The sequence below is a fragment of the Desulfosarcina sp. genome, from assembly GCF_033791525.1.
Classification (GTDB): domain Bacteria; phylum Desulfobacterota; class Desulfobacteria; order Desulfobacterales; family Desulfosarcinaceae; genus Desulfosarcina.
In genome coordinates this window covers 1-23,096 of sequence record NZ_JASJGN010000343.1, presented here as the reverse complement: position 1 = coordinate 23,096, position 23,096 = coordinate 1, and the positions used below count along the sequence as shown (strand labels likewise).

General features: G+C 56.6%; 19 protein-coding genes. 8 read left to right on the top strand and 11 right to left on the bottom strand.

Features of this window, described 5'->3' with window-relative positions; translation table 11 throughout:
• From QNK41_RS17095 to QNK41_RS17085, 3 genes are all read left to right on the top strand, one after another.
• On the top strand, positions 1-1,331 hold a 1,331-nt coding region (locus QNK41_RS17095; RefSeq protein ID WP_319259142.1), incomplete at its 5' end, for an ABC transporter substrate-binding protein.
• A gap of 36 nt (positions 1,332-1,367) precedes the next feature.
• Positions 1,368-3,764, top strand: coding sequence for a PAS domain S-box protein (locus QNK41_RS17090; RefSeq protein ID WP_319259139.1), 2,397 nt, complete (start codon positions 1,368-1,370; stop codon positions 3,762-3,764).
• A 532-nt stretch (positions 3,765-4,296) separates the two neighbouring features.
• A complete protein-coding gene (locus QNK41_RS17085) occupies positions 4,297-5,736 on the top strand; it encodes an NAD(P)/FAD-dependent oxidoreductase (RefSeq protein ID WP_319259136.1) in 1,440 nt (479 codons plus the stop codon).
• Positions 5,737-5,783: 47 nt separating this feature from the next.
• On the opposite strand, the gene QNK41_RS17080 is transcribed toward QNK41_RS17085, so the two are convergent.
• The 3 genes from QNK41_RS17080 to QNK41_RS17070 all read right to left on the bottom strand — a co-directional run bounded on the left by QNK41_RS17080 (position 5,784) and on the right by QNK41_RS17070 (position 9,927).
• Entirely contained in the window at positions 5,784-6,224 is a 441-nt protein-coding gene (locus tag QNK41_RS17080; RefSeq protein ID WP_319259133.1) for a hypothetical protein, read from the bottom strand.
• 144 nt (positions 6,225-6,368) lie between these two features.
• Positions 6,369-9,101 (bottom strand): nitric oxide reductase activation protein NorD, encoded by a 2,733-nt coding sequence (locus tag QNK41_RS17075; protein WP_319259129.1) that lies wholly within the window; start codon positions 9,099-9,101, stop codon positions 6,369-6,371.
• A 13-nt stretch (positions 9,102-9,114) separates the two neighbouring features.
• Positions 9,115-9,927, bottom strand: a complete 813-nt coding sequence (locus tag QNK41_RS17070) for a CbbQ/NirQ/NorQ/GpvN family protein (RefSeq protein WP_319259127.1) — start codon at positions 9,925-9,927, stop codon at positions 9,115-9,117.
• Between the two features lie 173 nt (positions 9,928-10,100).
• On the opposite strand from QNK41_RS17070, the gene QNK41_RS17065 reads away from it, so the two are divergent.
• Entirely contained in the window at positions 10,101-11,270 is a 1,170-nt protein-coding gene (locus QNK41_RS17065) for a TraB/GumN family protein (RefSeq protein WP_319259124.1), read from the top strand.
• 120 nt (positions 11,271-11,390) lie between these two features.
• On the opposite strand, the gene purN is transcribed toward QNK41_RS17065, so the two are convergent.
• Positions 11,391-12,194: a phosphoribosylglycinamide formyltransferase gene (gene purN, locus QNK41_RS17060; RefSeq protein WP_319259120.1), complete on the bottom strand. Its 804-nt coding sequence runs from the start codon at positions 12,192-12,194 to the stop codon at positions 11,391-11,393.
• A 208-nt stretch (positions 12,195-12,402) separates the two neighbouring features.
• Between purN and QNK41_RS17055 the strand changes: the two genes are divergently transcribed.
• The 4 genes from QNK41_RS17055 (at position 12,403) to rpmB (ending at position 15,240) form a co-directional block, all read left to right on the top strand.
• Positions 12,403-13,620, top strand: a complete 1,218-nt coding sequence (locus QNK41_RS17055; RefSeq protein ID WP_319259117.1) for an EAL and HDOD domain-containing protein — start codon at positions 12,403-12,405, stop codon at positions 13,618-13,620.
• A gap of 133 nt (positions 13,621-13,753) precedes the next feature.
• The gene (gene trxA, locus QNK41_RS17050; protein ID WP_319259112.1) at positions 13,754-14,083 is read left to right on the top strand and encodes a thioredoxin; all 330 of its coding nucleotides are present in this window, start codon (positions 13,754-13,756) and stop codon (positions 14,081-14,083) included.
• A 135-nt stretch (positions 14,084-14,218) separates the two neighbouring features.
• Positions 14,219-14,896: an outer membrane protein assembly factor BamD gene (locus QNK41_RS17045; RefSeq protein WP_319259109.1), complete on the top strand. Its 678-nt coding sequence runs from the start codon at positions 14,219-14,221 to the stop codon at positions 14,894-14,896.
• Between the two features lie 152 nt (positions 14,897-15,048).
• Entirely contained in the window at positions 15,049-15,240 is a 192-nt protein-coding gene (gene rpmB / locus QNK41_RS17040; RefSeq protein ID WP_319259107.1) for a 50S ribosomal protein L28, read from the top strand.
• Here the strand turns inward: rpmB and QNK41_RS17035 are convergent.
• From QNK41_RS17035 to ribA, 7 genes are all read right to left on the bottom strand, one after another.
• On the bottom strand, positions 15,237-17,378 hold the full coding sequence (locus QNK41_RS17035; protein ID WP_319259104.1) for a bifunctional (p)ppGpp synthetase/guanosine-3',5'-bis(diphosphate) 3'-pyrophosphohydrolase: 2,142 nt from the start codon (positions 17,376-17,378) through the stop codon (positions 15,237-15,239). The two genes, rpmB and QNK41_RS17035, sit on opposite strands and share 4 nt — an antisense overlap.
• Before the next feature lie 164 nt (positions 17,379-17,542).
• Complete coding sequence (gene proS, locus QNK41_RS17030) at positions 17,543-19,063, bottom strand: proline--tRNA ligase (RefSeq protein ID WP_319259101.1); 1,521 nt, start codon at positions 19,061-19,063, stop codon at positions 17,543-17,545.
• 9 nt (positions 19,064-19,072) lie between these two features.
• Positions 19,073-20,188, bottom strand: coding sequence for a flavodoxin-dependent (E)-4-hydroxy-3-methylbut-2-enyl-diphosphate synthase (ispG, locus tag QNK41_RS17025; protein WP_319259098.1), 1,116 nt, complete (start codon positions 20,186-20,188; stop codon positions 19,073-19,075).
• Between the two features lie 9 nt (positions 20,189-20,197).
• Entirely contained in the window at positions 20,198-20,848 is a 651-nt protein-coding gene (locus tag QNK41_RS17020; RefSeq protein ID WP_319259095.1) for an MBL fold metallo-hydrolase, read from the bottom strand.
• A gap of 149 nt (positions 20,849-20,997) precedes the next feature.
• On the bottom strand, positions 20,998-21,438 hold the full coding sequence (gene nusB, locus QNK41_RS17015) for a transcription antitermination factor NusB (protein WP_319259092.1): 441 nt from the start codon (positions 21,436-21,438) through the stop codon (positions 20,998-21,000).
• Between the two features lie 2 nt (positions 21,439-21,440).
• The gene (ribE, locus tag QNK41_RS17010; protein ID WP_319259089.1) at positions 21,441-21,914 is read right to left on the bottom strand and encodes a 6,7-dimethyl-8-ribityllumazine synthase; all 474 of its coding nucleotides are present in this window, start codon (positions 21,912-21,914) and stop codon (positions 21,441-21,443) included.
• 18 nt (positions 21,915-21,932) lie between these two features.
• Positions 21,933-23,096, bottom strand: a 1,164-nt coding sequence (gene ribA / locus QNK41_RS17005) for a GTP cyclohydrolase II (RefSeq protein ID WP_319259087.1), incomplete at its 5' end; no start/stop codon positions are given.

Below are 23,096 nucleotides of genomic sequence, written 5' to 3'. Positions count from 1 at the left end.
AGGTGTGGACTGTCAAGCTGCGCAAAGGGATTATGTTTCATGCCGGCCCGCAAACCGCAGCCTATGAGTTGACCGCTGATGATGTGGCCTTTTCTCTTCAAAAATCAGCCCGTCGTGAATTTTGCGCCTACGCCGGGGAATACGAGGGCGTGACCGTCGTGCCGGTTGACCGATACACGGTTCACATCATTGTTGAAAAACCCGTTTCCTCCATTCTCTTCCTGCCGAAGCTTACCAATTATGCCGGGGGTTTTATCGTCAGCAAGCGGGCCATTGAAACCTTGGGTTATGATCGGTTCAAGCGGCATCCGGTTGGCACCGGACCCTTTATCTTCAGCCACTACACATCCGGTGAAAAATTGGTCTTAACGGCCCACGACGGCTATTTCCGCGGGCGACCGCTGCTGGATGGCATCGAGTTCCATTTCATTCCTGAGATCGACCGACGTGAAGCCGCGTTAAAAGCCGATCGACTGGATGTGATCATGGGCTGCGGCGAGAAAGGATGGCCCGAAAAGATGGCCGACGAACCAGGCATCGCGGTCGATACCCACGGTGTCGGAGAGGTGGCCACCATCTATCTCAACACCCGGATGAAACCGCTGGACGATGTCCGCGTGCGTCGCGCCATCGCATTTGCACTGAATCGGGAGGCGTTTTTGGATACCGCGAGCAAACAGTTCGTGGGAGCCGTCTACTCGCCGGTACCGGCCCAGTTTCTGCCCGGCGGACTCACAAAGGCCGACGCCGAGCTGCTTCATCTGTCCTATGATCAGGACCTTGTCAAAGCCAGGCGACTGATGATCGACGCCGGCTATCCTGACGGTTTTTCACTTGACCTGGTGACCTCTGAAAAGCGGCTTTACCGAACCTATTATGACGTCATGCAAAGGCAGCTGTCGCAGATCGGCATCGACTGCCGGGTCACCGTCATGACCCATTCAAACATGCACAAGCGGATTCGGCAAGCGTTGACACCCATCGTGATTTATGTCGCCTGGCGCCCCAATGCGGATGCCTACCTAAGCCGCTTTTTTCATTCGGACGCCATTGTCGTCAGCGGCTCCAAGCCCGACACTAATTTTTCTCATTATGACAAGGTTGACCCACTGATCGAGGCGGCACGCCTGGAGATCGATCCGGAAAGACAGACCCAACTATGGGCCCAGGCCCAGATTCGGATCCTGGATGACATGGCCGCTTTTCCGATCATGTTCACCAAACAGTGCTATGCCCGCAAAATCAGGGTTGATTACGGACACACCTTGATTTCCACCATGGCGCTTTATCCCCAATTTACCGAGAGAACACGAATAAAATTAAGCCCATAGAAAACCGTGCGTCCTATCCGCATATAAGGATGGCTGATGAACACCTATTCCAAAGTCTTGATCTATACGCTGCCGCTGGTTTTTCTCTTGCTTCTTTCAACCGTTGGCGTCGCCTATCATTTTTCTCGTACGGCGCTCACGGAATTGGCCGAGACCTGGCTGGGCACCCGGCTTTCCGAGGCGCTTCAGATTGCCGTCGGGCAGGATGACATGCTCCATCGGTATGGCCTGGAGGATATCCCGGCCAGTATCGCCAAGGCAAAAATGGATGCTGGCGTAGCCATGTCGGCCATCGAGGTGGGGGAACGGGGCTTTGTTTTTGCCATCGACCGGCAAGGCCTCCTGGCCGTGCATTCTGATCCCGCCATGGTTGGCCGGGACATGAGCCAGGAACCATGGTTTCCAACCCTCCAGCCGGAGAGAAGCCGGCTGATCCATCAGACGCCAGCGGGCAGGAGCCTGGCCATGGTCGACTACTTCGAACCCTGGGAATGGTATATCCTGGCCAGCGATCCCGAGAGCGAGGTTTACGGTGTTGCCAACCGCATGAAGCCTTATCTGCTGTATTTGGGTTTGGTCGGATTTTTAGCCATGTCCGTGGTACTGATGTTGCTGACGCGACGACTGACAGAACCGCTGCGCCTGTTGACCGTCGGGGCCGAAAAAATCGGCAAGGGTGATCTCGACACCCGCATTGCCATCCGTTCACGGGATGAATTCGGTCGTCTGGCGCAGGTGTTCAACCAGACGGCAGGCCAGCTTCAGGAGACACTGACCGAATGTCAGCAGCGGGAAGAACATTTCCGGTCCCTGATCGAGAATATGTCCGATATTATCGCTATTTTGGATGCCGAGGGAGCCATCTTATACCTGAGTCCCTCCATCGAGCGGATTCTCGGATATCCACAGGATGTAGTGATGGGTCGGCGGGCCTTTGATTTCGTCCACCCCGATGACCAGGAGCAGTCCATTCAACTGTTCAACAACCGCATCCAGTCTGCCACGATTGAGCCGCCACCACCATCGGAGATGCGTCTGCAACACCAAGACGGATCCTGGCGAACCCTGGAGGCCACAAGCAAGAACCTGCTGAACGACCCTGCCGTGGAAGGCCTGGTGGTCAATGCGCGTGATGTGACCAAGCGCAAAGCGGCCGAAGCAGCCCTCCAACAGTCCCACCACCTGTTGGAAGACCGGGTGGCGGAGCGTACGGCTGAGCTGTTCAAGGCTAACGCGCAGCTGCGGCAGGAGATCCAGGAGCGCGAACAGATGACCCGTGAGAAAGAAAGCCTCCATGATCAACTGCTTCAGGCTCAGAAAATGGAAGCCATCGGCACCTTGGCCGGGGGGATCGCCCACGACTTTAACAATCTGCTCATGGGCATTCAGGGCAATGTGGAAATGATGGCGCTGGATATGGGACCCTCCCATGCCCACAGCGGCAGGCTCAAAACCATTCGGGACTGTGTGCAAAGCGGCGCCCGCCTCACGCAGCAGCTGCTCGGATTTGCCCGGATGGGAAAATATGAGGTCAAGCCCACCGACATCAATGCGCTGGTTCGAAATAGCGTCGATATGTTCGGCCGGACCCGACAGGAACTGCGGATTGCGCTTAAATGCGTGGAGAAGGTATGGGCCGTGGAGGTGGATCGGGGCCAGATCGAACAGGTGCTGCTGAACCTGCTGATCAACGCCTGGCAAGCCATGCCCGACGGCGGCAGCCTTTATCTGGAAACCGCCAATGAAATTCTGAACGACCGTCAGGTACTGCCGCATGGGGCCGAGCCGGGAAACTATGTAAAAATCACCATCACCGATACGGGGACGGGGATGGATCCGGCTACCATGGAGCGAATTTTCGACCCATTTTTTACGACCAAAACCGTTGGCCGGGGGACTGGGCTGGGCCTGGCCTCCGCCTACGGCATTGTTCGAAATCACGGTGGTTTTATGGATGTGAGCAGCCGGAAGGAACAGGGAACCATCTTTTCCATCCACCTGAAGGCAACCGACGCACCGCTGGGCGACGCAACCGTGATTCGCGCATCGGCACAAGAAGGCAACGAGACCATCCTTTTGGTTGATGACGATCCACTGATCCTCGATGTCGGCCAGGCGATGCTGGCCGCCCTTGGCTATGCGGTTCTTGTTGCCAAAGACGGGAAAGAGGCCGTCGAGATCTACCGGAGTGATGGGGACCGGATCCGTCTGGTCATTCTGGACATGATCATGCCGGATATGGGCGGTGGCCAAACCTACGATCAATTGAAGGAGGTCGACCCCGGTGCCAACGTGCTGCTTTCCAGTGGCTACAGCATTGATGGACAAGCGACCGCCATCCTGAACCGGGGCTGCAACGGATTTATTCAAAAGCCCTTTGACCTGCAATCGTTATCTGAAAAAGTGAGAACGATTATGGATGCTGCGGATTGACGGAGGGTCAGTATTTGATGAACTTGTTAAAAGCTGCATTTCAGACGGATTCGTAAAAAGCCCGAGATCAAGGCTTGCGAGCCGCGAAAGCGAGCGTGGTTCGCGAGCGAACTTTTAATCGATCGTCATCTATACGGCGAAGATTTCCCGCAGGGAATCTTCAATCCTTAAGGAATGAGGCGTACTTAGCGTACGCCGCAGTGACGAGGGATGAAGCGTAACGCAGATATCGGGCTTTTTACGAATCCGTCAGTATTTCAGGGTCAGTCCGGTCATCGGGCAGCAAAGGGGGTATTTTTGCCACGTCGGTTGGTTTTCTGCGGCACGCAGCATGTTTTGCCATCCGAAGCATCCGCGGCATTGACATCCGTTGTGGAGGCACGGGGGCGCATCCCCTTTTTGGATTATCCGGGGTTTAAGAGGTTGCTTGGATCGGTGTAGAGGTCTTTTTTTCATTGGATAGAATCACCGTTGACATGTTTATGGATGTTGCGGGAATCGTCGTGGAAAGTCAACCAGGGAGCATTATCCATTGTCAGTCACCTCCGCGAGCGTGGGTATTTTTGACGTGATTATCGTCGGCGGCGGCCCCGCCGGCCTCTTTTCCGCTTATTATCTCAGTGAACACGCAGACCTCAAGGTACTGCTCCTTGAGCGGGGAAAAGGACCGCTCAAACGCGTCTGCCCGGTGGCGGACCGACAGTACTGCACCCAATGCCGGCCCTGCAACATCCTTTGCGGCATCGGTGGCGCCGGCCTGTTTTCCGACGGCAAGCTCAATTTCATTCACAAACTGGGCAAGACCGACCTGACCCAGTTCATGCCCATCACTCGTGCCGAGGCCCTGATCGACGAAACCGAAGCTATTTTCAATTGCTTCGGCATGGACGGTCCGGTCTATCCGACGGATATGGACCAGGCCAAAACGATCAGAAAGCATGCCAAACGATTCGGCATCGACCTGCTGCTGATCAAGCAGAAGCACCTTGGCAGCGACCGCCTGCCCGGTTACATCGCCGCCATGACCGACCATATCAAATCCAAAGGGGTGACGATTCACACCTCCGAGGATGTGAAGGATGTCATCGTCGAGAAGGAGCGGGTCGTCGGTGTTCAAACCAGCCGGGGGGAGTACCGCTGCGAAAACGTGATTCTGGCACCCGGGCGAATCGGGGCAGACTGGGTGGCCCGCGTGGCGCAAAAGCATGGCATCGGCCTCACCCAGCGGGGCATCGAAGTGGGGGTGCGGGTGGAGGTGCATAACGACATCATGCAGGACCTGTGCGAGGTGATCTACGACCCCACCTTTTTCATCCAGACCGGCAAATACGACGACCAGACCCGGACCTTTTGCACCAACCAGGGGGGATTTGTCTCCCTGGAAAGCTACTCCGATTTTGTTTGTGTCAACGGCCACGCCTATCACGACCGCAAATCCACCAACACCAATTTTGCTTTTCTCTCCAAGGTGGTGCTCACCGAACCGGTCACCGACAATCAGGCCTATGGCGAGGCTATCGGACGCCTGGCGACCCTCATCGGCGGCGGCAAACCGATCCTGCAGCGTTTCGGCGACCTGAAGCGTGGCCGTCGCAGCACCTGGAACCGCATCAGCAAGGGTTACATCGAACCCACGCTGACCAACGTGGTGTGTGGTGACATCGCCATGGCGCTGCCCGAGCGCATTCTCACCAATATCATCGACGGGTTGGAGCAATTGAACTGTGTGGTGCCGGGCGTGTCCAACGATGAAACCCTGCTCTACGCTCCGGAGATCAAGTTCTTCGCCACCCAGGTGGAGACTTCCCCTCAGCTGGAAACTGAAATTAAGGACATGTACGTGGCCGGTGACGGGCCCGGTGTGGCCGGCAACATCGTGTCTGCGGCCGCCACCGGCTTGATTCCGGCCAAGGCCATCTTGGAAAATAAACAGCAATCAACAGTTAAGACCGGGGACGATTGTGTCGTTTAACGTCCGATTGCGTTCTCGACAAAAATCCCAGCGCACAGTCTGTCGACTTACGGGTTGCCGGCCACCAGGGTGCGGACGATGTCCAGCAGCGGCGGTTTCAGGGGACGCCAGCCCGGAAACAGGGCCTTGTCGCCGTGCCATTTCAGATCGACTGCATCGTACTTTTCCGGGATGACTTTTTCGGACTCCCGTCCGTAGGTCTCGCGGGGATAAAACTCGACCAGCACCATGCGGTTGTGGTCGATTTTGAAGCGGTGGACGATGGTGGTGGCCACGTGGCTGATGCATGCCCGCACGGAGACTTTTTTCATGGCGGGTTGACGGTCGCCGGGCAGGTCGGAAACCACGGCGATGATGGGCTTGAGCAACGGAACCCCTACCGAGTCGTCCCTGGACAGGTCAAACAGCCGCAGCCGGCAACGCCCAGCCGCCAGGTTGAATTTCCCGCCATACCCGTCCCAGTTCAAGACGTCGTCGAAGATTTTCAAAGCCACTCCTTTCGCAACCGTTCACGGGTTCAGAGGTTCAGGGTTTCGGGTTCAAACCATCATAGGGTGGGCTGCACCCACCAATAGCCAGTATACCTTAACCTTGAACGGTGAACCCTGAACTTGTGAACGATTAGGTCTATTTTAATGCTGAGTTAATGCACTGTAAACCCTCACCAATCGGTCCGGCAGGTCGCGGATATTGCCGATGCGCGTGTGGTGGTTACTGCCATAGAGCCGATCCAGCTGCCCGTTGTCGACGGCCGTGACGGTGATGGCCTTGACATGGATGGCGGCGGCGCGAGCCTCCATGACCGCCCGGCGCGTGTCTTCCACCGCATACGGTCCCTTGTAGGCCAAGTCGTTGGGAAACCCATCTCCGAGAATGATGATCAGCCTCACCCGGGCCTGCACCGGGGAAAGCAGGGCTGCGGCGTGGCGGATGGCCGCCCCCATGCGCGTGCTGCGCTGGGGGGCCATGGCGCTGATGCGCCCTCTTACGTTATCGTCAAAGGGTGCGTCCATGTCCTTGATTCGATAGTAATCCACACCCAACGGGCCGGTGCCGGAAAAGCCGGCGATGGCGAACCGGTCTCCCACCACCTGCAGGGCCTCGCAGAGCAATACGATGGCCTGCTTTTCCACATCCAGCACCGTCGTGCCGCGATCATCCACGGCGTTCGCCGTTGACCGTGACTGGTCAACCAGCAGCAGGGTGGCCACGTCCCTCACCCGTTTCATTCGTTTGATGAACAGGCGGTCCGAGGGCATCAGCCCCGCCTTCTTATCCAGGGCATAGTCTAGCAGGGCCCGGTAGTCGAAAGCGTCCCCTTCACGCCACTGGCGCAGGATGGTTATCTCCTCGGGGCGCAGCAGCTCGAAGGCGTAGCGGATGCGCCTGACCATCCCGCGGAAAATATCGAGGGTTTGCCGGTAGAATCCGGGGTCTGGCCCGTCGATTTCACGCTCCATCACCCGGACCCGGTCCGGAAGATAGTCGCCCATGCAACAGTCCCATTCGCGGTAGCGAAAGGCATCGGCACTGTCGGCACCGTTTGCCGGCTGCCCGAGGCCATGGCTGCATGCCAGGGAATCCAGATCCAGCCAGGAAAGGTCAACGGCAGCTGCCGTTGGGGGGGGTACGATCAGTGGGCGAAGGTCTGCTGCCGAAAGCCGTCCGTCCTGCCGGACGAGCAGGTGCTGGATCTCCGACCGGAAGACGCGAATGTTCCGTTTGGACAGGTGGTCGCGGATATCTGCGGCCAGTCGATGATAGGTGGTGTGAAAAGGACCGAAAAAAAGCGGTTCCAGCCGACGGCCGAAAGGCAGGGCCAGGGGGCGATAGGCCGACGGTCCGATTGCGCTGTTAAGGTCGGCCAGCGATGGATAGAATTCCATAGTCAGCCGAGCACTGGATTCCACCGTGTCATCACCTGACGATGTCACCTGATTCAAACGATCCGCCATGGCCTGGCCCGCGGATTTCAAGGCATGATCCGCGACCGGCGCTTCATTCATCACCAGTTGCCGGTAGAGGGGAAACCATGTGCCGCCGACCCTTATTCCGGCGCTGGCCTGTAGATCGGTATCGCTGAGGATCACGGTGAGTCGGCGAAACAGGCCGGGATAGTGCTGGCTGACCTTACGGGCGATGCGGGCGTGTTCGCAAAGGGTGAACAGGTCCAGGGCCAGGATGGGGTGTTCGAACCCGCCCAGGAAACGGCTCAGGTCGGATTCGGCTGCGACGGCTTCAGCTATATCCAACTGTGGGGCAGCGGCGGCGGTATCCGGGACTTTTTCAACATCCAGGTCATAGGTGCCGAATTCGATGGCGCCCGCTTCCAGTTTGGCCAGCAGCTTGTAAAGGGCGGCGTTTTCCGCTCGCCGTGCCATGAGGTCCATCTCGTCAGGCAGGTAGATGGCCCGTCCATCGCAACGAACCAGCGGCACGCCCGGGCCGTTGGTTCGTTGTTTCTCCGATAGCGCGGAAAGGGGGCGGATAGCCACGGCCAGCCCGGTGCGGGCGCGCAGGTAGCGCTCCAGTCCGGAACGGACCGCCGACAGGGGCACTGCCACCAGAAGGTCACGGCAGGTTTCTGAGGCGGGTCGGGATTCGAGGGAAAGGAAGCGGGCCCCCTGATCCGGGGTTTTTTGATACAGCTGGATCGCCCGATCGATAAATTCGTTCAATGCCGCTTCCGACAGAAGGCCTAATCCTGAGGTCAACCCGTCGAGGTAGCTGTCGGCCAGGCGTTCATCCACCCTGATGATGCGCGCCAATCCCCGGATCTGCCATAAACGACGGGAGCGGGAAAAGCCGTCCACGGCACGGGGCAGGGTGTGCGTCAGGTAAACCGTTCGGTTGTAGGAGGTCTCCAGGGCATAGGTGGTGGACAGAAGATCGAGAAAGGCGTGGGCACAGGGCATGTCCTTTTCCTCGATCAGGGTGGAAAGGGTCTCCAGCGGGGCCTTAAGGGTATAGGTGCCCTTTTGCAGCATGATCCGGGTGGTTTCCCCGAACTGATCGGCGAGGTGGTCATCACCGCAGACCAGTACCGGCACCAGGTACCTGGCAAAGAGAGCGGCCAGGGCGGGACCTCTGACGGCGGCCATTTTAACCAGTCGGCGGTATCGGTCCAGATCGTCTAAGCGCCCGGCAGCCAGCATGCGGCCCATCCCGTCGGCCAGGTCGCGCCCGAAGGAGACCTCCATGGCCAGGGCTTCAATCACCTCATTCACGATCCGGGTGAGGCGGTGGACGTATAGTGAGTGATCTGAACCATTCAGATGGCCGAACATCCGTTGGGCGGCCTTCGGATCAGCGATGGACAGATGGTCCATCAGGTCCCGGACCGTCCGATCGGTGGCGGTGGGCATGGCCGGATCCATATTACAACAGGTCGTCAATGAGGTCGTTGAGGGTTTCCTGCAGCCGGTCGTCATCAGTTAGCGGCTGGCACAGCGCAGCGGTGCAGGCGCTTTTAAAGGCGATGCCCATTCGAATCAGGTTGGCGGCATAAATCAGCAGCCGGGTCGACGCGCCTTCGGTGAGGCCGTATTCCTTGATATTGCGGATCTTCCCGGCCAGGGCCACCAGTCGAACAGCCGTATCGTCGTCCACCTTCCCTTCGACGGCCACGATTCGGGATTCATCGTCCGGGTCCGGGTAGTCGAAGGCGAGGGCCACGAAGCGCTGGCGGGTGCTTTGCTTCAGGTCCTTGAGCACCGACTGGTAACCCGGGTTGTAGGAGATCACCATGAGAAAGTCAGGATGCGCCTGGATGACTTCCCCTTTTTTATCGATGGAGAGGGTCCGGCGGTTGTCCGTCAACGGGTGGATGACAACCGTGGTATCCTTGCGGGCTTCGACCACCTCGTCCAGATAGCAGATGGCCCCCATGCGTACGGCCTGGGTCAGGGGACCGTCCACCCAGACGGTTTCATCGTTTTTCAGCAGGTAGCGGCCGATCAGGTCCGAGGCAAACAGGTCCTCGTGGCAGGCCACGGTAATCAGGGGGCGGTTGAGCCGGAAGGCCATGTACTCCACGAAACGGGTCTTTCCGCATCCGGTCGGACCTTTTAACATCACGGGCAGACGGGACGATGCCGCGGCTTCGAACATGCGGACCTCGTCGCCGGTGTTCTGGTAAAAGGGTTCAGTGTCGACGGTGAACGGGTTTCTTGACGTGTGATTTTTCGGCATCAGGTTATCCAGCCCAGTTTCGTAATCGCCGACATCATGGATGTCGGCTTATCGGTTTCGGGGGTGCGGCTCGCGGGGAATCATTAATTGACATCACCGGCAGAGCGTATATATTGGCTCAGTTCTAAACTGCCGGGAACTTTCCCGACAATAAGGAAAGTAATATATATTCGATGAACGATAAACTCAACAGTGAGATGCTCCACTATCTGGATCATGACGGCAAACGGATTATCCTTGTCGGCACCGCTCATGTGTCAAAAGAGAGCGTGGATCTGGTCGAAGCAATTATCAAAGACGTCAAACCCGATACGGTCTGTGTGGAGCTTTGTGAGAGCCGCGCCCAGTCCATCCGCCAAAAGGACCACTGGCAGGAGATGGACATCATCAAGGTGATCAAAGAAAAAAAGGCGTTTCTCCTGCTTTCCAACCTGATGCTGGCATCCTTTCAAAAACGAATTGCCAACCGGTTGGAGGTGGCTCCCGGCCAGGAGATGATCCAGGCCATGGATTCGGCCGAAGCCGTGGGTGCCGCGGTTCATCTGGCGGATCGGGATATCCGCATCACCTTGTCGCGGACCTGGCGAAGCATGGGGCTGTGGGGCAAGATCAAGTTGCTCTTCCAGCTGGTTCTGTCCCTGGGAGAGGTGGACGAGATCAGCGAGGCGGATGTGGAAAAGATGAAGCAGCAGGATATGCTGGCTTCTATTCTGGACGAAGTGGGCAAATCCATGCCCCAGGTGCGGACGTGCCTCATCGACGAACGGGACCGCTACTTGGCGGAAAAGATCCGCACGGCACCCGGGCAGACCATTGTCGCTGTGGTGGGCGCCGGCCACGTACCTGGCATCAAGCAGTACTGGGACCAGCCCATCGACGTCAATGCCCTGGAGTCGCTGCCCGCCAAAAGCCCGCTGTCCGGATTTTTTAAATGGTTCATTCCCTTTGGTATCTGCATCCTGATCATGTATGGTTTTTTCCGTGGCGGTGCCGATGCGGGTGCCGATATGGTCACCTGGTGGATTCTGGCCAACGGCATTCTGGCCGGCCTGGGCGCCCTGATTGCCCTGGGACACCCGCTGACGATCCTCTCGTCCATCCTGGCGGCGCCATTGACCTCTCTCAACCCCATGATTGCCGCTGGGTGGGTGTCCGGCCTGGTAGAAGCATTTTCCCGCAAGCCCAAGGTAAAGGATTTCGAAAACCTGCCCCTCGATATCCTCTCCGTCAAAGGCTTCTGGCGCAATAAGGTTACCCGTATTCTGCTGGTTGTGGTGTTTACCAATCTGGGCAGCGCCGCCGGCACCTTTGTGGCCATTCCCATGATGATAAAATACCTATAAAGAATTGAGGAATCAAGGGATGCTGGGATTGAGGTATTGACGGTTTGCTGTCGATTTTTAATTAAGATCGTTTGCCGTCCTTAAATCCCCAATCCCGTAATTCACAATTCCTCAATCCCGCTATGCGGGTTGAGCGATTTTTACCACAGTGCGCTGGAAGACCCGGCCGTCGTCTAATCGGTGGGTCATGTTCACGGTCTTCATCAGTCCCCGGGCAAAATTCTGGATGCATTGAGGATAGAGCTGCCACTCCTGTTCCAATCCCTTGCGCTTGACGTCGTCCAGGGTGTCGGTTTCCAGGATGGGAAAGGCCCGCTGGCCGATGATGGGTCCCGAATCCTCTCCGTAGTCAATAAAATGTACCGTGCATCCACCCACTTTGCAGCCATAGCGGAAGGTGTCCCCGTAGCCGTCAACACCTGGAAATGAAGGTAAAACAGCCGGATGGATGTTCATGATGCGCGGATTGCCCGGATCGGTGTTGAAGCGGTCGATAAAATAGGGCGTCAAGTTGCGCATGAAACCAGCCAGCACGAGAAGGTCCACCGGTCCGTGGGCGTCTATTTCGGACAGCAGGCGACTCTCGGCAGCCGCCCGGGTGCAGAAAAAGGACTGGATGCGGTCCTCGGGGCCGTCGGTGGGAAACAGGTGCTGTTTGGCACGTATTTCTGAGAAGTCGAAATCGTCAGGCAGCGCAAAGTGCGCCGGATCCTGTCGGTAGGCTTGAATGAACGGACCATATTCCACCACGAAACTGGCAATGTTATGGTTGCGGGCCCGCTCCAGGCCTTTCACCCCGGATTGGTCCGACGCCACAAAGGCCATCTCCCCATCGATCCGGCCGTCTTCACAGGCGTCGATAATCGCCTGAAGGTTGGTCCCGCCGCCTGAAATCAGTGAACCGATGCGAATTTTTTCACCCATTGGCATCCCCTTTTCTCCTTGAGGTGTGTTTCCGGACAGTTGCGCCCTTACAAAAAAGAGGTAGCAGAGATGGCCGGCCCATGTCAATTTCCAGATGGCGTTGCAATGGTTAAAGTTATGGCTCATGGGGCCGATAATTAACCCTGCGGGATCCGGCCCATGCCCCATTGCGTAATAACCCTACGGCAACAACGTGATAGAAACCCATATGGAAAATGTTTACGTCGCCAGGCAGCCCATATTCGATAAAAAAAAGAAAATCTTCGCTTACGAACTCCTGTTTCGTGACGGAACGGCTAACTATGTTCCCGATATCGACGGAGATGTGGCCACCACCAGCCTGTTGGCCAACACCTTTTTCACCATTGGGATCGATACCTTGGCCGGGGGAAGAAAGGCGTTTATCAATTTTACCCAGAACCTGTTGGAAAAGCGGGTTCCCCTTCTGCTGCCCAAAGCAACCACGGTGATCGAAATTCTCGAAGACGTCAAGCCCGAAACCGCGCTGATCGATGCCTGCGCGCAAATGGCGGCCGACGGCTACACCATTGCCCTGGATGATTTCGAATATTTGCCGGAGCTGGAGCCGCTCATCGCTATCGCGGACATCATCAAATTCGATTTCCGGCTCACGCCAAAAGCGGCGATTGATGATTACCTGAAGCAACTTTCCAGAAACAGCCTGTGCCTGCTGGCCGAGAAGGTGGAGACCCACGATGAATTTGAGGCGGCCCAGAAAATGGGATTCGAATTGTTTCAGGGCTACTTTTTCTGCAAACCGGAGATTATTCAGGGGCGTGAAATCCAAGGATCCCAGCTCACGCTGATGAGGATCATGGCCCAGATCAACAGCGACACCTTTTGCTGCGACGAACTGGAACGGTTGATTGCCCGGGACATGGGACTTTCCTACAAGTTGTTCAAGTATCTGAACTCCGCCTTTTTTGCCCGTGCCTGCAAAGTGACTTCCGTGAAGCAGGCCCTGGTTTATTTGGGGGAAAAAGAGATCCGCCGCTTTGTTTCTCTCGTCGCCATGTCACGGCTGGCGGAAGGAAAACCCGACGAGCTGATCCTGGCGGCCTGCATCCGGGGCAAGTTCTGTGAACTCCTGGGCGCCGACGCCCAGGAGCAAACATCCCCTTCGGAGATGTTCACCCTGGGCATGTTTTCCCTCATCGATGCCGTCATTGACCAGCCCATGGACAAGATATTGGGTGAGCTGCCCCTTTCCAGCCAGATCAAACACGCCCTGGTCAACGCCAAGGGGCGCCTCGCCGGATACATCGAACTGGTGCGGTCCTATGAGACCGGGCAGTGGGACCGGGTGTCCCGCCTGTCCCAAGCGCTGAAGCTCGATGGCAATACTATCCCGGCTCTTTATCTGCAGGCCTGCCAATGGAGCGACATCGCCGCTAAGGCGTCTTGAGGATAAGCCACGGCTGCGATTCCTTTGGCGTGAAAACGTCAAACATGCAGGAACGGTTGACAATCTATGGCCGTATTATTATCTTGATTAGAATTTTTAGCTTCCCCAACTATTATTGAAAGGAAACCTCATCATGGCAGAAGGTATTATGGAAATAGAAGACAGCAGCTTTGATGCAGAGGTAATGAAGAGCGATAAACCTGCTGTGGTTGATTTCTGGGCCCCCTGGTGCGGCCCATGCAAGGCCATCGGTCCCATTCTTGATGAACTGGCCAAAGCCTATGGAGACAAAGTGAAATTCACCAAGTGCAATGTCGACGACAATCCGGTAACACCGGGAAAATTCGGCATCAAGGCGATTCCTACCCTGATATTCTTCAAGGATGGCGAAGTGTCGGACCAGATTACCGGCATGGTGGCCAAATCCAAGCTGGAGGAGGCCCTGAAAAACGTTCTGTCATGATGTGACATCGTCTTCTTTTCTGCCCTTTTCCATATTAGGTGATTGGCCGGCGGCGCCCCGAAAGGGAACTCCGCCGGTGTCGGTTATGCCAACGGGAACCATCGCGTTCCCATACGCAACGGGGTGCCGCTGATCATGAAACGGTTGCTGCTTGCCTGTGTGAGTGTCCTGCTGATTGTTTCCGGGTGCGCGTGGTTTGAATCCAAAGAGGAAAAGCCCGCCCAAGAGCTGGTTCAAGACGGCGTCGATTACTTTGAGGACGGCAAGTATAAAAAAGCCATCGAATCCTTCGAGAAACTGCGGGACTGGTATCCGTTTTCCCGATATGCCATTCTGGCGGAGCTGAAGATTGCCGATGCCTATTTCAATCTGGAATCCTATGTCGATGCCATCTTTGCCTACGAAGAGTTCGAGCAACTTCATCCACGTAACGAGGCCGTTCCTTATGTGATTTTTCGCATCGGTCGTTCTTATTTCAACCAGATCGACACGATCGACAGGGATCAGTCCAATGCCGCCAAGGCCCTGGAAACCTACCAACGCCTGGTTCAGCAATATCCGGATGATGCCTATGCCGGCATGGCTCGGAGTGATATGGTAGCCTGCTACCAGAGCCTCTCCGGTCATGAGTTCTACGTGGGGCTGTTCTACTACAAGAACAAGAACTACAGGGCGGCCAGGGGCCGGTTCACGGGTGTGGTAGAGAAGTATCCGGATGTGGGTTATCTTTACGAGGCGCTCACCTATCTGGCCAATTGCAACGCCTGGCTTTGGTCCGAAATGCAGCCGCCGCCAGTGCCTTCGGATCCATGATTCTCGTCAGCGCCTCTCTTTTAGCAAACCTTGCCGATACAAAAATGCTTTACAACCGTTAAGATTTAATGTAACAAACCCGAGTTTGAAAAAAACAGTTGCGCCGAAAGGCCCGTGATTTGATCAAAGCCAAGCAAGGGAGATTATCAGTCATGTCAAAAATGTGCGAAATATGTGGCAAGAAACCCATGGTGGGAAGCAACATCAGCCACGCCCATAATATCAGCAAGCGCCGGTTCAACCCCAATCTGCAGAGCGTTCGGGCGCTTCACAAGGGGCAGGTGAAAAAGATGGTGGTTTGCGCCCAATGCATCAAGTCGGGCAATGTGGTCAAAGCCGCCTAACCCAACCGTTTGACTTCCAGCACCTGCTTGACATGCTTTAGCGACTCCACCACACGGGTCAGATGCTCCGTGCCTTGGACCGACAGCGTAAAATAGCTGTCCACGGTCAGGTTGTCCTGGGTTTCCGTATTGGCACTCAATATATTGGCGCCGCTTTTGCTGATATTGGACGCCACATCCGCTAGCAAGCCTACCCTGTCGAGGGACCGCACGACTATTTTAACCGGGTAGGATTCGGTCATCTCCTGGTTCCATTCCACCTCGATCTGGCGTTCCGGATTCAATTTCATGGCATTGACGCAGGTGGTGCGGTGAATGGTTACGCCGTATCCCCGGGTGATGTAGCCGGTGATCGGGTCACCGGGCACCGGCTGGCAGCATTTGCCAAAGCGGACCAGAATGTCGTCCACGCCCTTGACCACCACCCCGCCTTTTTCCTTTTTTCTCTTCTCTTTGGCGACGATTTTGTTGAAGAAGGACTCGGTGTCGTCCACTGCTTCCTTGGGCGTGATTTTTCGGATGATCTGCAGCGGCGTGATCTTGCCATAGCCCACGCTGGCAACTATATCTTCGGTTTGCTTAAACCCGAAGCTCTCCACGACCTTTTGCATCTCTTCGGTTTTGATCAGGGCATTGAAGTTCAATCGATACTTGCGGAAGGCCTTCTCGCACATCTCCCTGCCCAAAGAGATGCTGCGTTCCTTTTCCTGGGTCTTGATCCACTGCCGGATGCGGGATCGTGCCTTGACCGTCTTGACAAAATTGAGCCAGTCCTTTGACGGATGGTGCCCCTTGCCGGTGATCACCTCTACAATTTCACCGGTTTGAAGCTCATATTTCAGGGGGACCATCCGGCCGTTTACCTTGGCGCCGACACACTGCGCACCCACTTCCGTGTGGATCAGGTAGGCAAAATCCACTGGTGTGGCTCCCTTTGGCAGTGACTTGATTTGGCCCTGGGGGGTAAATACATAGACCTCATCGGGAAAAAGATCGATGCGCACATTCTCAAGAAATTCATTGGGGTCCCTGAACGCTTCCTGATTTTCCACCAGATTCTGAACCCAGGCAAAGGTTTTTGAGACATTCTCGTCGATGACCTTGCCTTCCTTGTAGCTCCAGTGGGCGGCGATTCCGGATTTAGCCACCCGGTCCATCTCATGGGTGCGGATCTGGACTTCGATGCGTTCACCAAAGGGGCCGATGACGGTGGTGTGCAGGCTCTGGTACATGTTTGGCTTGGGCATGCCGATGTAGTCTTTGAACTTTTTGGCGATGGGACGCCACAGGCTGTGCATGAGCCCCAACGCTTCGTAGCATTGGGGAATCGTGTCCAGGATGATCCGGAAGGCAATGATGTCGTAAACTTCTTCAAAGGGCAGGTTCTGATTCAGCATTTTCTGGTGAATGCTGTAAAAATGCTTGTAGCGGCCGCTGACCTCGGCGTTCAGACTGTTCTCGTCCAGCTTTTTCTGAATGTAGCGCTTGACGGTTTCCACATAGTTTTCCCGGTCCTCCTTGTCTTTGTCCACCCGGCGGTGAATATCTTCGTAGGCCTCGGGATTCAAAAATTGGAAGGATCGGTTTTCCAGTTCGTTCTTGATCCAGTAGATGCCCAGCCGGGAAGCGATAGGCGCATAAATGTCGAGGGTTTCCCTGGCAATCTTTTTCTTTTTGGCGGCGCTTTTGTGAAATTGCAGGGTCCGCATGTTATGGAGACGATCGGCCAGCTTGATGAGGATGACCCGGATGTCGTCGGCCATGGCCAGCAGCATCTTGCGAATACTCTCCGCCTCCCTGGCCTGGGCGCTGTTGAAGGGCAGTTTGCTCAGCTTGGTGACGCCGGAGACGATATGCAGGACGTCACGGCCGAACATTTCACCGATTTCATTTTCCGTGGCATGGGTGTCCTCGATGACATCGTGGAGCAGGCCGGCGGCAATGCTTACCGAATCCAGTTTCATTTCTGCCAGGATGCCGGCGACCTCCAGCGGGTGGGAGAGATAGGGTTCACCGGACAGGCGCATCTGTCCGTCATGGACCTGGGCCGAGAAAATATAGGCACGGTCGACGATGTCCACGTTCGCATCCGGGTGGTTTTCAAGGACCTTGTCAAGGATGTCGGTGATTCGAATCATAGTTGGCGTTCACGGGTTCAGGGTTCACCGTTCAGGGTTTTTTCATCGGGCAGAAAAGCCTTGCAAGCGATCTCCCCGGCCACCTTCCATGCCACAATATCCTCAAATCGATCTATTCTCACGCCAGATTCTTCACTATGGGTTGATCTGTTGAACCCGGGACCTCAGTATGCTTTTGCGAATACCACGCGCCTGTGACTGGGTTTACCGCAGCAGATACAGGCCCCTGGCTCCTTTTCCGCCGTTAAGGGGATGCAGCGTATGGTGACGTTGAGATCCGTTTTGATTTTGGCCTCGCAGGCCTCTTCACCGCACCAGTGGGACATGGCAAAGCCGCCGTGGATCTCCGGTTTCTCCAGGTTCTTGGGCGTGAACCAGTCGTAGAAATCGCTGCTTTCATCCACCGTGCGGGTGTGTTCATCCCTGAAACGGCAGGCCCGCTCGAAGAGGTGGCCCTGAATGTCGTCAAGGATGGCGGGCAGTTGGGCCACGAAGGCCTCACGCTTCATCGCCGTTTTATCGCGATGCGATTTGTCGCGACGGCCGATGAACACCGAGTCTTCGGCCATATCCCGCGGGCCGATTTCCACCCGCACGGGGATGCCTTTTTTAATCCAGTCCCAGCCCCGGGCGCCACCAATATCCCGCTCGTCCACTTCCACCACCAGATCCCGGCCTGCGTAGACCATCTCCCTTAAGGTCGCGGCCAGTCCATTGACGTAATCCATCACCTTCTGCCGGTCGTCCGGTTTTCTGAAAATGGGCAGCAGCACCACGTGTGCCGGCGCAACCCGCGGCGGCATAATGACGCCGTCGTCATCGCCATGGGTCATGATCAGCCCGCCGATCATGCGCGTGGAGGTACCCCATGAAGTGGTCCAGGCGAAGTCCTCGGTTTCCTTTTCTGTCTGGAATCGGATATTGGAGGCCTTGGCGAAGTTCTGCCCTAAAAAGTGTGAGGTTCCTGCCTGCAGGGCCTTGCGATCCTGCATCATGGCTTCGATGCACAAGGTCTCCACGGCGCCGGGAAAGCGCTCCGCTGCAGTCTTGCTGCCCTCGATGACCGGCATGGCCAGATCTTCCTGGACCATGCGGGTATAAACCTTGAGCATCATCTTCGTCCGCTCGATCGCTTCCGTATCCGTGGCATGGGCGGTGTGCCCCTCCTGCCACAGGAATTCGCTGGTACGCAGGAAGATCCTCGTGCGCATTTCCCAGCGTACCACGTTGGCCCACTGATTGATCAACAGGGGCAGGTCACGGTAACTGCTCACCCACTTGGAAAAAGAATCGCCGATGATGGTTTCCGACGTTGGACGGACCACCAGGGGCTCGGTGAGGGGACCGCCGGGAACCAGTCCGCCGCCGGGCCCTTGTTCCAGCCGGTGATGGGTGACCACGGCGCACTCTTTGGCAAACCCTTCCACATGCTCGGCCTCTTTTTCCAGAAAACTGATGGGAATCAAGAGCGGAAAATAAGCGTTTTTCACGCCAGTGGCCTTGAACAGGCGGTCCATCCGGGCCACGATGTTTTCCCACAGGGCGTATCCCCATGGCTTGATAACCATACAGCCACGCACCGGAGCGCGTTCCGCCATATCTGAAGCTTTAATAACCGCTTGATACCATTCCGGATAATCTTCATCCCGCGATGGCGAGATGGCGTTTTTCTGCGGTTTCCCCATGTGTCGTTCCTAACTGTTTTTATCGGTTTTGGAAAGCGTTGTTCGCTCGGTTGGGGTGTGTCGTTCAAATTCGTCTACCGCCTCAAGTACCACATCCACCAGCCGGTCTTCAGGAAACTTTTTCACCACCTTCCCTTTTTTGAAGAGAATACCCACGCCGCACCCGCCGGCCACGCCGATGTCTGCTTCGCGGGCCTCTCCGGGGCCATTGACCACGCAGCCCATGATCGCCAGTTTTACCGGGGTGGTGCGGGTCATCAGTGCTTTTTCCACTTTGTCCACGATGTCGAACAAGGGGATGTCGCATCGTCCGCAGGTGGGGCAGGAGATGATTTCCGGCCCGCGGTGGCGGATATCCAGTGCCCGAAGGATTTCGTAGCCCACCCGGATCTCCTCCACCGGGTCGCGGGTGAGGGAAACCCTCAGGGTATCTCCAATGCCCTCGGCCAGCAGGGTGCCGATACCCAGGGCCGACTTGACGATGCCTGAATACAGCGACCCGGCTTCGGTAACTCCCACGTGAAGGGGCAGGTCGGTTTTTTGCGACAGCAGTCGATAGGCCTCAAGGGTTCGGGGGACGTCCGAGGCTTTGATGGATATCTTGATTTCGTGGAAATCCAAATCCTGCAGCAGGGCCGCATGTCGCATTGCGCTTTCGACCATGCCTGCAGCGGTGACACCCTCGTGCGCCTCGAGGATATCCTTTTCCAGGGATCCGGCATTGACGCCGATGCGAATGGGGATCCGGTGGTCCCTGGCGCAGTCGACCAGGGCCTTGATGTGCCTTCGGCTGCCGATGTTGCCGGGGTTGAACCGCAGGCCATCCGCGCCGCCCCTGGCTGATGCGATGGCCAGGCGGTGGTCAAAATGGACGTCCGCGACCAGGGGGATGGCAATTTGTTTCTTGATCCGGGGGATGGCTTCGGCAGCGGATCGGTCCGGGACCGCCACGCGGACGATTTCACAGCCGGCTAGGGTCAGCTGCTGAATTTGTCCCACAGTTGCCGTGACATCATCGGTTTTGGTATTGGTCATGGATTGAACGCTGATGGGTGCCCCCCCACCCACGGCAACGCCACCCACCGTGATGCGGCGGGTTTTTTTTCTGGATATGGATTGAGGCATGGTTTGGTGTTATCCCATCCCGCAGAACGGGTTGGTTCTTTTTTCAACCCCGATGTCGGTGTTTCCCATGTGTCCCGGATAAACCGTGACGTCTTCATCCAGGGTAAAGAGCTTGGTGCGGATGCTGTTGATCAGGGTGTCGAAATTGCCGCCGGGAAAATCGGTCCTGCCGATTGAGCCGGCAAAAAGGGTATCGCCTACAAATACTGCCTTTTGCAGGGCGTCCGCCTGGGTGTGTTCGACGTACAGGCAAATGCCGCCGACGGTATGGCCGGGGGTGTGAAGTACCTTCAGGGTATGGGTGCCAAAGGAGATGGTATCCCCGTCTTCCAGCAGCCGATCAGCTGTAGGTGAGTCTTCCGCCGCCAGACCCCAGGCGGCCGCCGTGGCCGACAGCTGGGTGAGCATGGGGGCGTCGGCACCGTGGATGAGAATATCTGCACCGGTCGTCTCCTTGAGCCGCTTGTTGGCGCCGACGTGGTCAAAGTGTCCGTGGGTGTTGATGATATGAACGACGGTCAACCTGTCCCCGGCCAGGCTGGTGAGGATGCGGTCGGCATCGTCCCCGGGATCGATGACCACGGCCTGGCGCGTCTTTTCACATCCCAGAATGAAACAGTTTGCCTGAATGGGGCCCAGGGCCATTTGACGGATTATCAATTCGTTCCTCCTGACGGTTTTTTTATTTTTAATGTTGAATGGTGATTTTTGATTTCATGTATTCTGTCAATTTTTAAAACGATAGAATACCTTCATTCAAAATTCAAAATTAAGCATTCATAATTCAATTTCCGCTATATCAAGACCCCTCACCCGGTTGCCTTGGGTATGAAGGCAATTTTGTCTTCCTTCATGGCCAACCGGATACTGTCCAGGATGCCATTGATAAAGGCGCCGGACTCATCGGTGCCGAAGCGTTTACCCACGTCTATGGCCTCGTTGATGGAAACTTTGGGAGGGATGTCGGCGCAAAAGAGCAGTTCGAATACGGCTATGCGCAATACATTGCGATCTACGCAGGACATGCGCGAGAGTTTCCAGTTGCTGGAGAACTGTTCGATCACCGTGTCGATCTTTTTGCGGTTTTCCTGCACCCCGTCCACCAGACGGTGGAAAAACGGCTGTGTGGGTTTGTCCTGGGCGAAACTGCTGCAGAACTGTCCAACTGGGTCCTCCACCGGGTCCCGGTGCATGTCCATATAAAACAGAGCCTGCAGGGCCCGCTCTCTGGATAATCGGCGGGTTCCCATGGTCACCCCTTGTCCACCGTTTCCATCAGGTTGGCCATCTCGATGGCGGAGACGGCCGCACTCCAGCCCTTGTTGCCCGCCTTGGTGCCGGCCCGCTCGATGGCCTGTTCGATGCTGTCTGTGGTGACAATACCGAAAATGACAGGCACCTGGGTCTCCATGCTCACTTGGGCGATGCCTTTGGAGGCCTCGGCGCATACATAGTCGAAATGAGGCGTGGCACCACGAATCACAGCCCCTAAGCAGACGATCGCATGATACTTTTTGCTTTTGGCCATGCGCTGGGCCACCATGGGAATTTCGAAGGCCCCGGGCACCTTGACGAGATCGATGTCAGCGTCCTCGGCACCGCTGCGGGTCAGGGCATCGACGGCCCCTCCCACGAGTCGGTCGGTAATGAAATCGTTGAAACGGCTGGCGATGATACCGAACCGCTTACCCTTGGCAACCAGGCCGGCTTCGATGATATTCGGCATAGGACGGTTTTCCTCTCCTTATTGATGTTTTACGGTTTCTTCAAAACTGAGCGTATGGCCCATTTTGAGCTTTTTGCACTCGAGATAGCACCGGTTGTACTCGTTGGGCTCAACCTCGATGGGCACCTGCTCCTCCATGCTGAGCCCATAGCCCTGAAGCCCGACCATCTTTTTGGGGTTGTTGGTTAACAGGCGCATCTTGCGCACACCGATATTGACCAGCATCTGAGCGCCAATGCCGTAGTCCCGCATGTCATCCTTGAACCCCAGCTTCAGGTTGGCCTCCACCGTGTCCATGCCCTTGCATCGCTGCAGCTCGTAGGCCTTGAGCTTGTTGATCAGGCCAATGCCCCGGCCTTCCTGGCGCAGGTAGAGAATGACACCGGACCCTTCGGCTGCCACCATCGTCATGGCCTTGTGCAGTTGGTCACCGCAGTCGCAGCGCATGGAACCGAAGATGTCACCGGTCATGCATTCCGAGTGCACCCGCACCATGGTGGGCGTTTCCGGATCGATCTCGCCCTTTACCAGGGCGATGTGCGTGAGGTTGTCTACGTCGTTTTCAAAAGCGATCATTTTAAAATCGCCGCCGTGGAGGGTGGGGATGATGGTTTCCGCGGCCCGGTGAACGAAACTTTCCGTTCGAATGCGGTGCTCCACCAGATCGGCGATGGTGCAGATACCGATGCCGTGCTGCTGGCTGAATTCTTCAAGCGCCGGCATCCGTGCCATGGTGCCGTCGTCGTCCATGATTTCGCAGATGACGCCCGCCGGCTTGAGGCCGGCCAGCCTGGCCAAATCCACGCTTCCTTCGGTCTGTCCCACCCGCACCATGACCCCTCCATCGCGCGCCCGCAGCGGGAAAATGTGTCCGGGCCGGGTCAGGTGGCCGGGCTTGGCGTCGTCGGCCACCGCGGCTGAGATGGTGGTGGCCCGATCGGCGGCCGAGATACCGGTCGTGACCCCGCATTTGGCCTCGATGGAGACGGTGAATCCGGTTTCAAAAGGGCTGGTGTTGTTTTGCACCATCAAGGGCAGGTCCAACTGGGCACATTTTTGAGTGGTCAGTGACAGGCAGATGAGGCCCCTGCCGAATTTGGCCATGAAGTTGATGGCTTCGGGGGACACCTTTTCCGCCGCCATGGTCAGGTCGCCTTCGTTTTCCCGATCTTCATCGTCGAC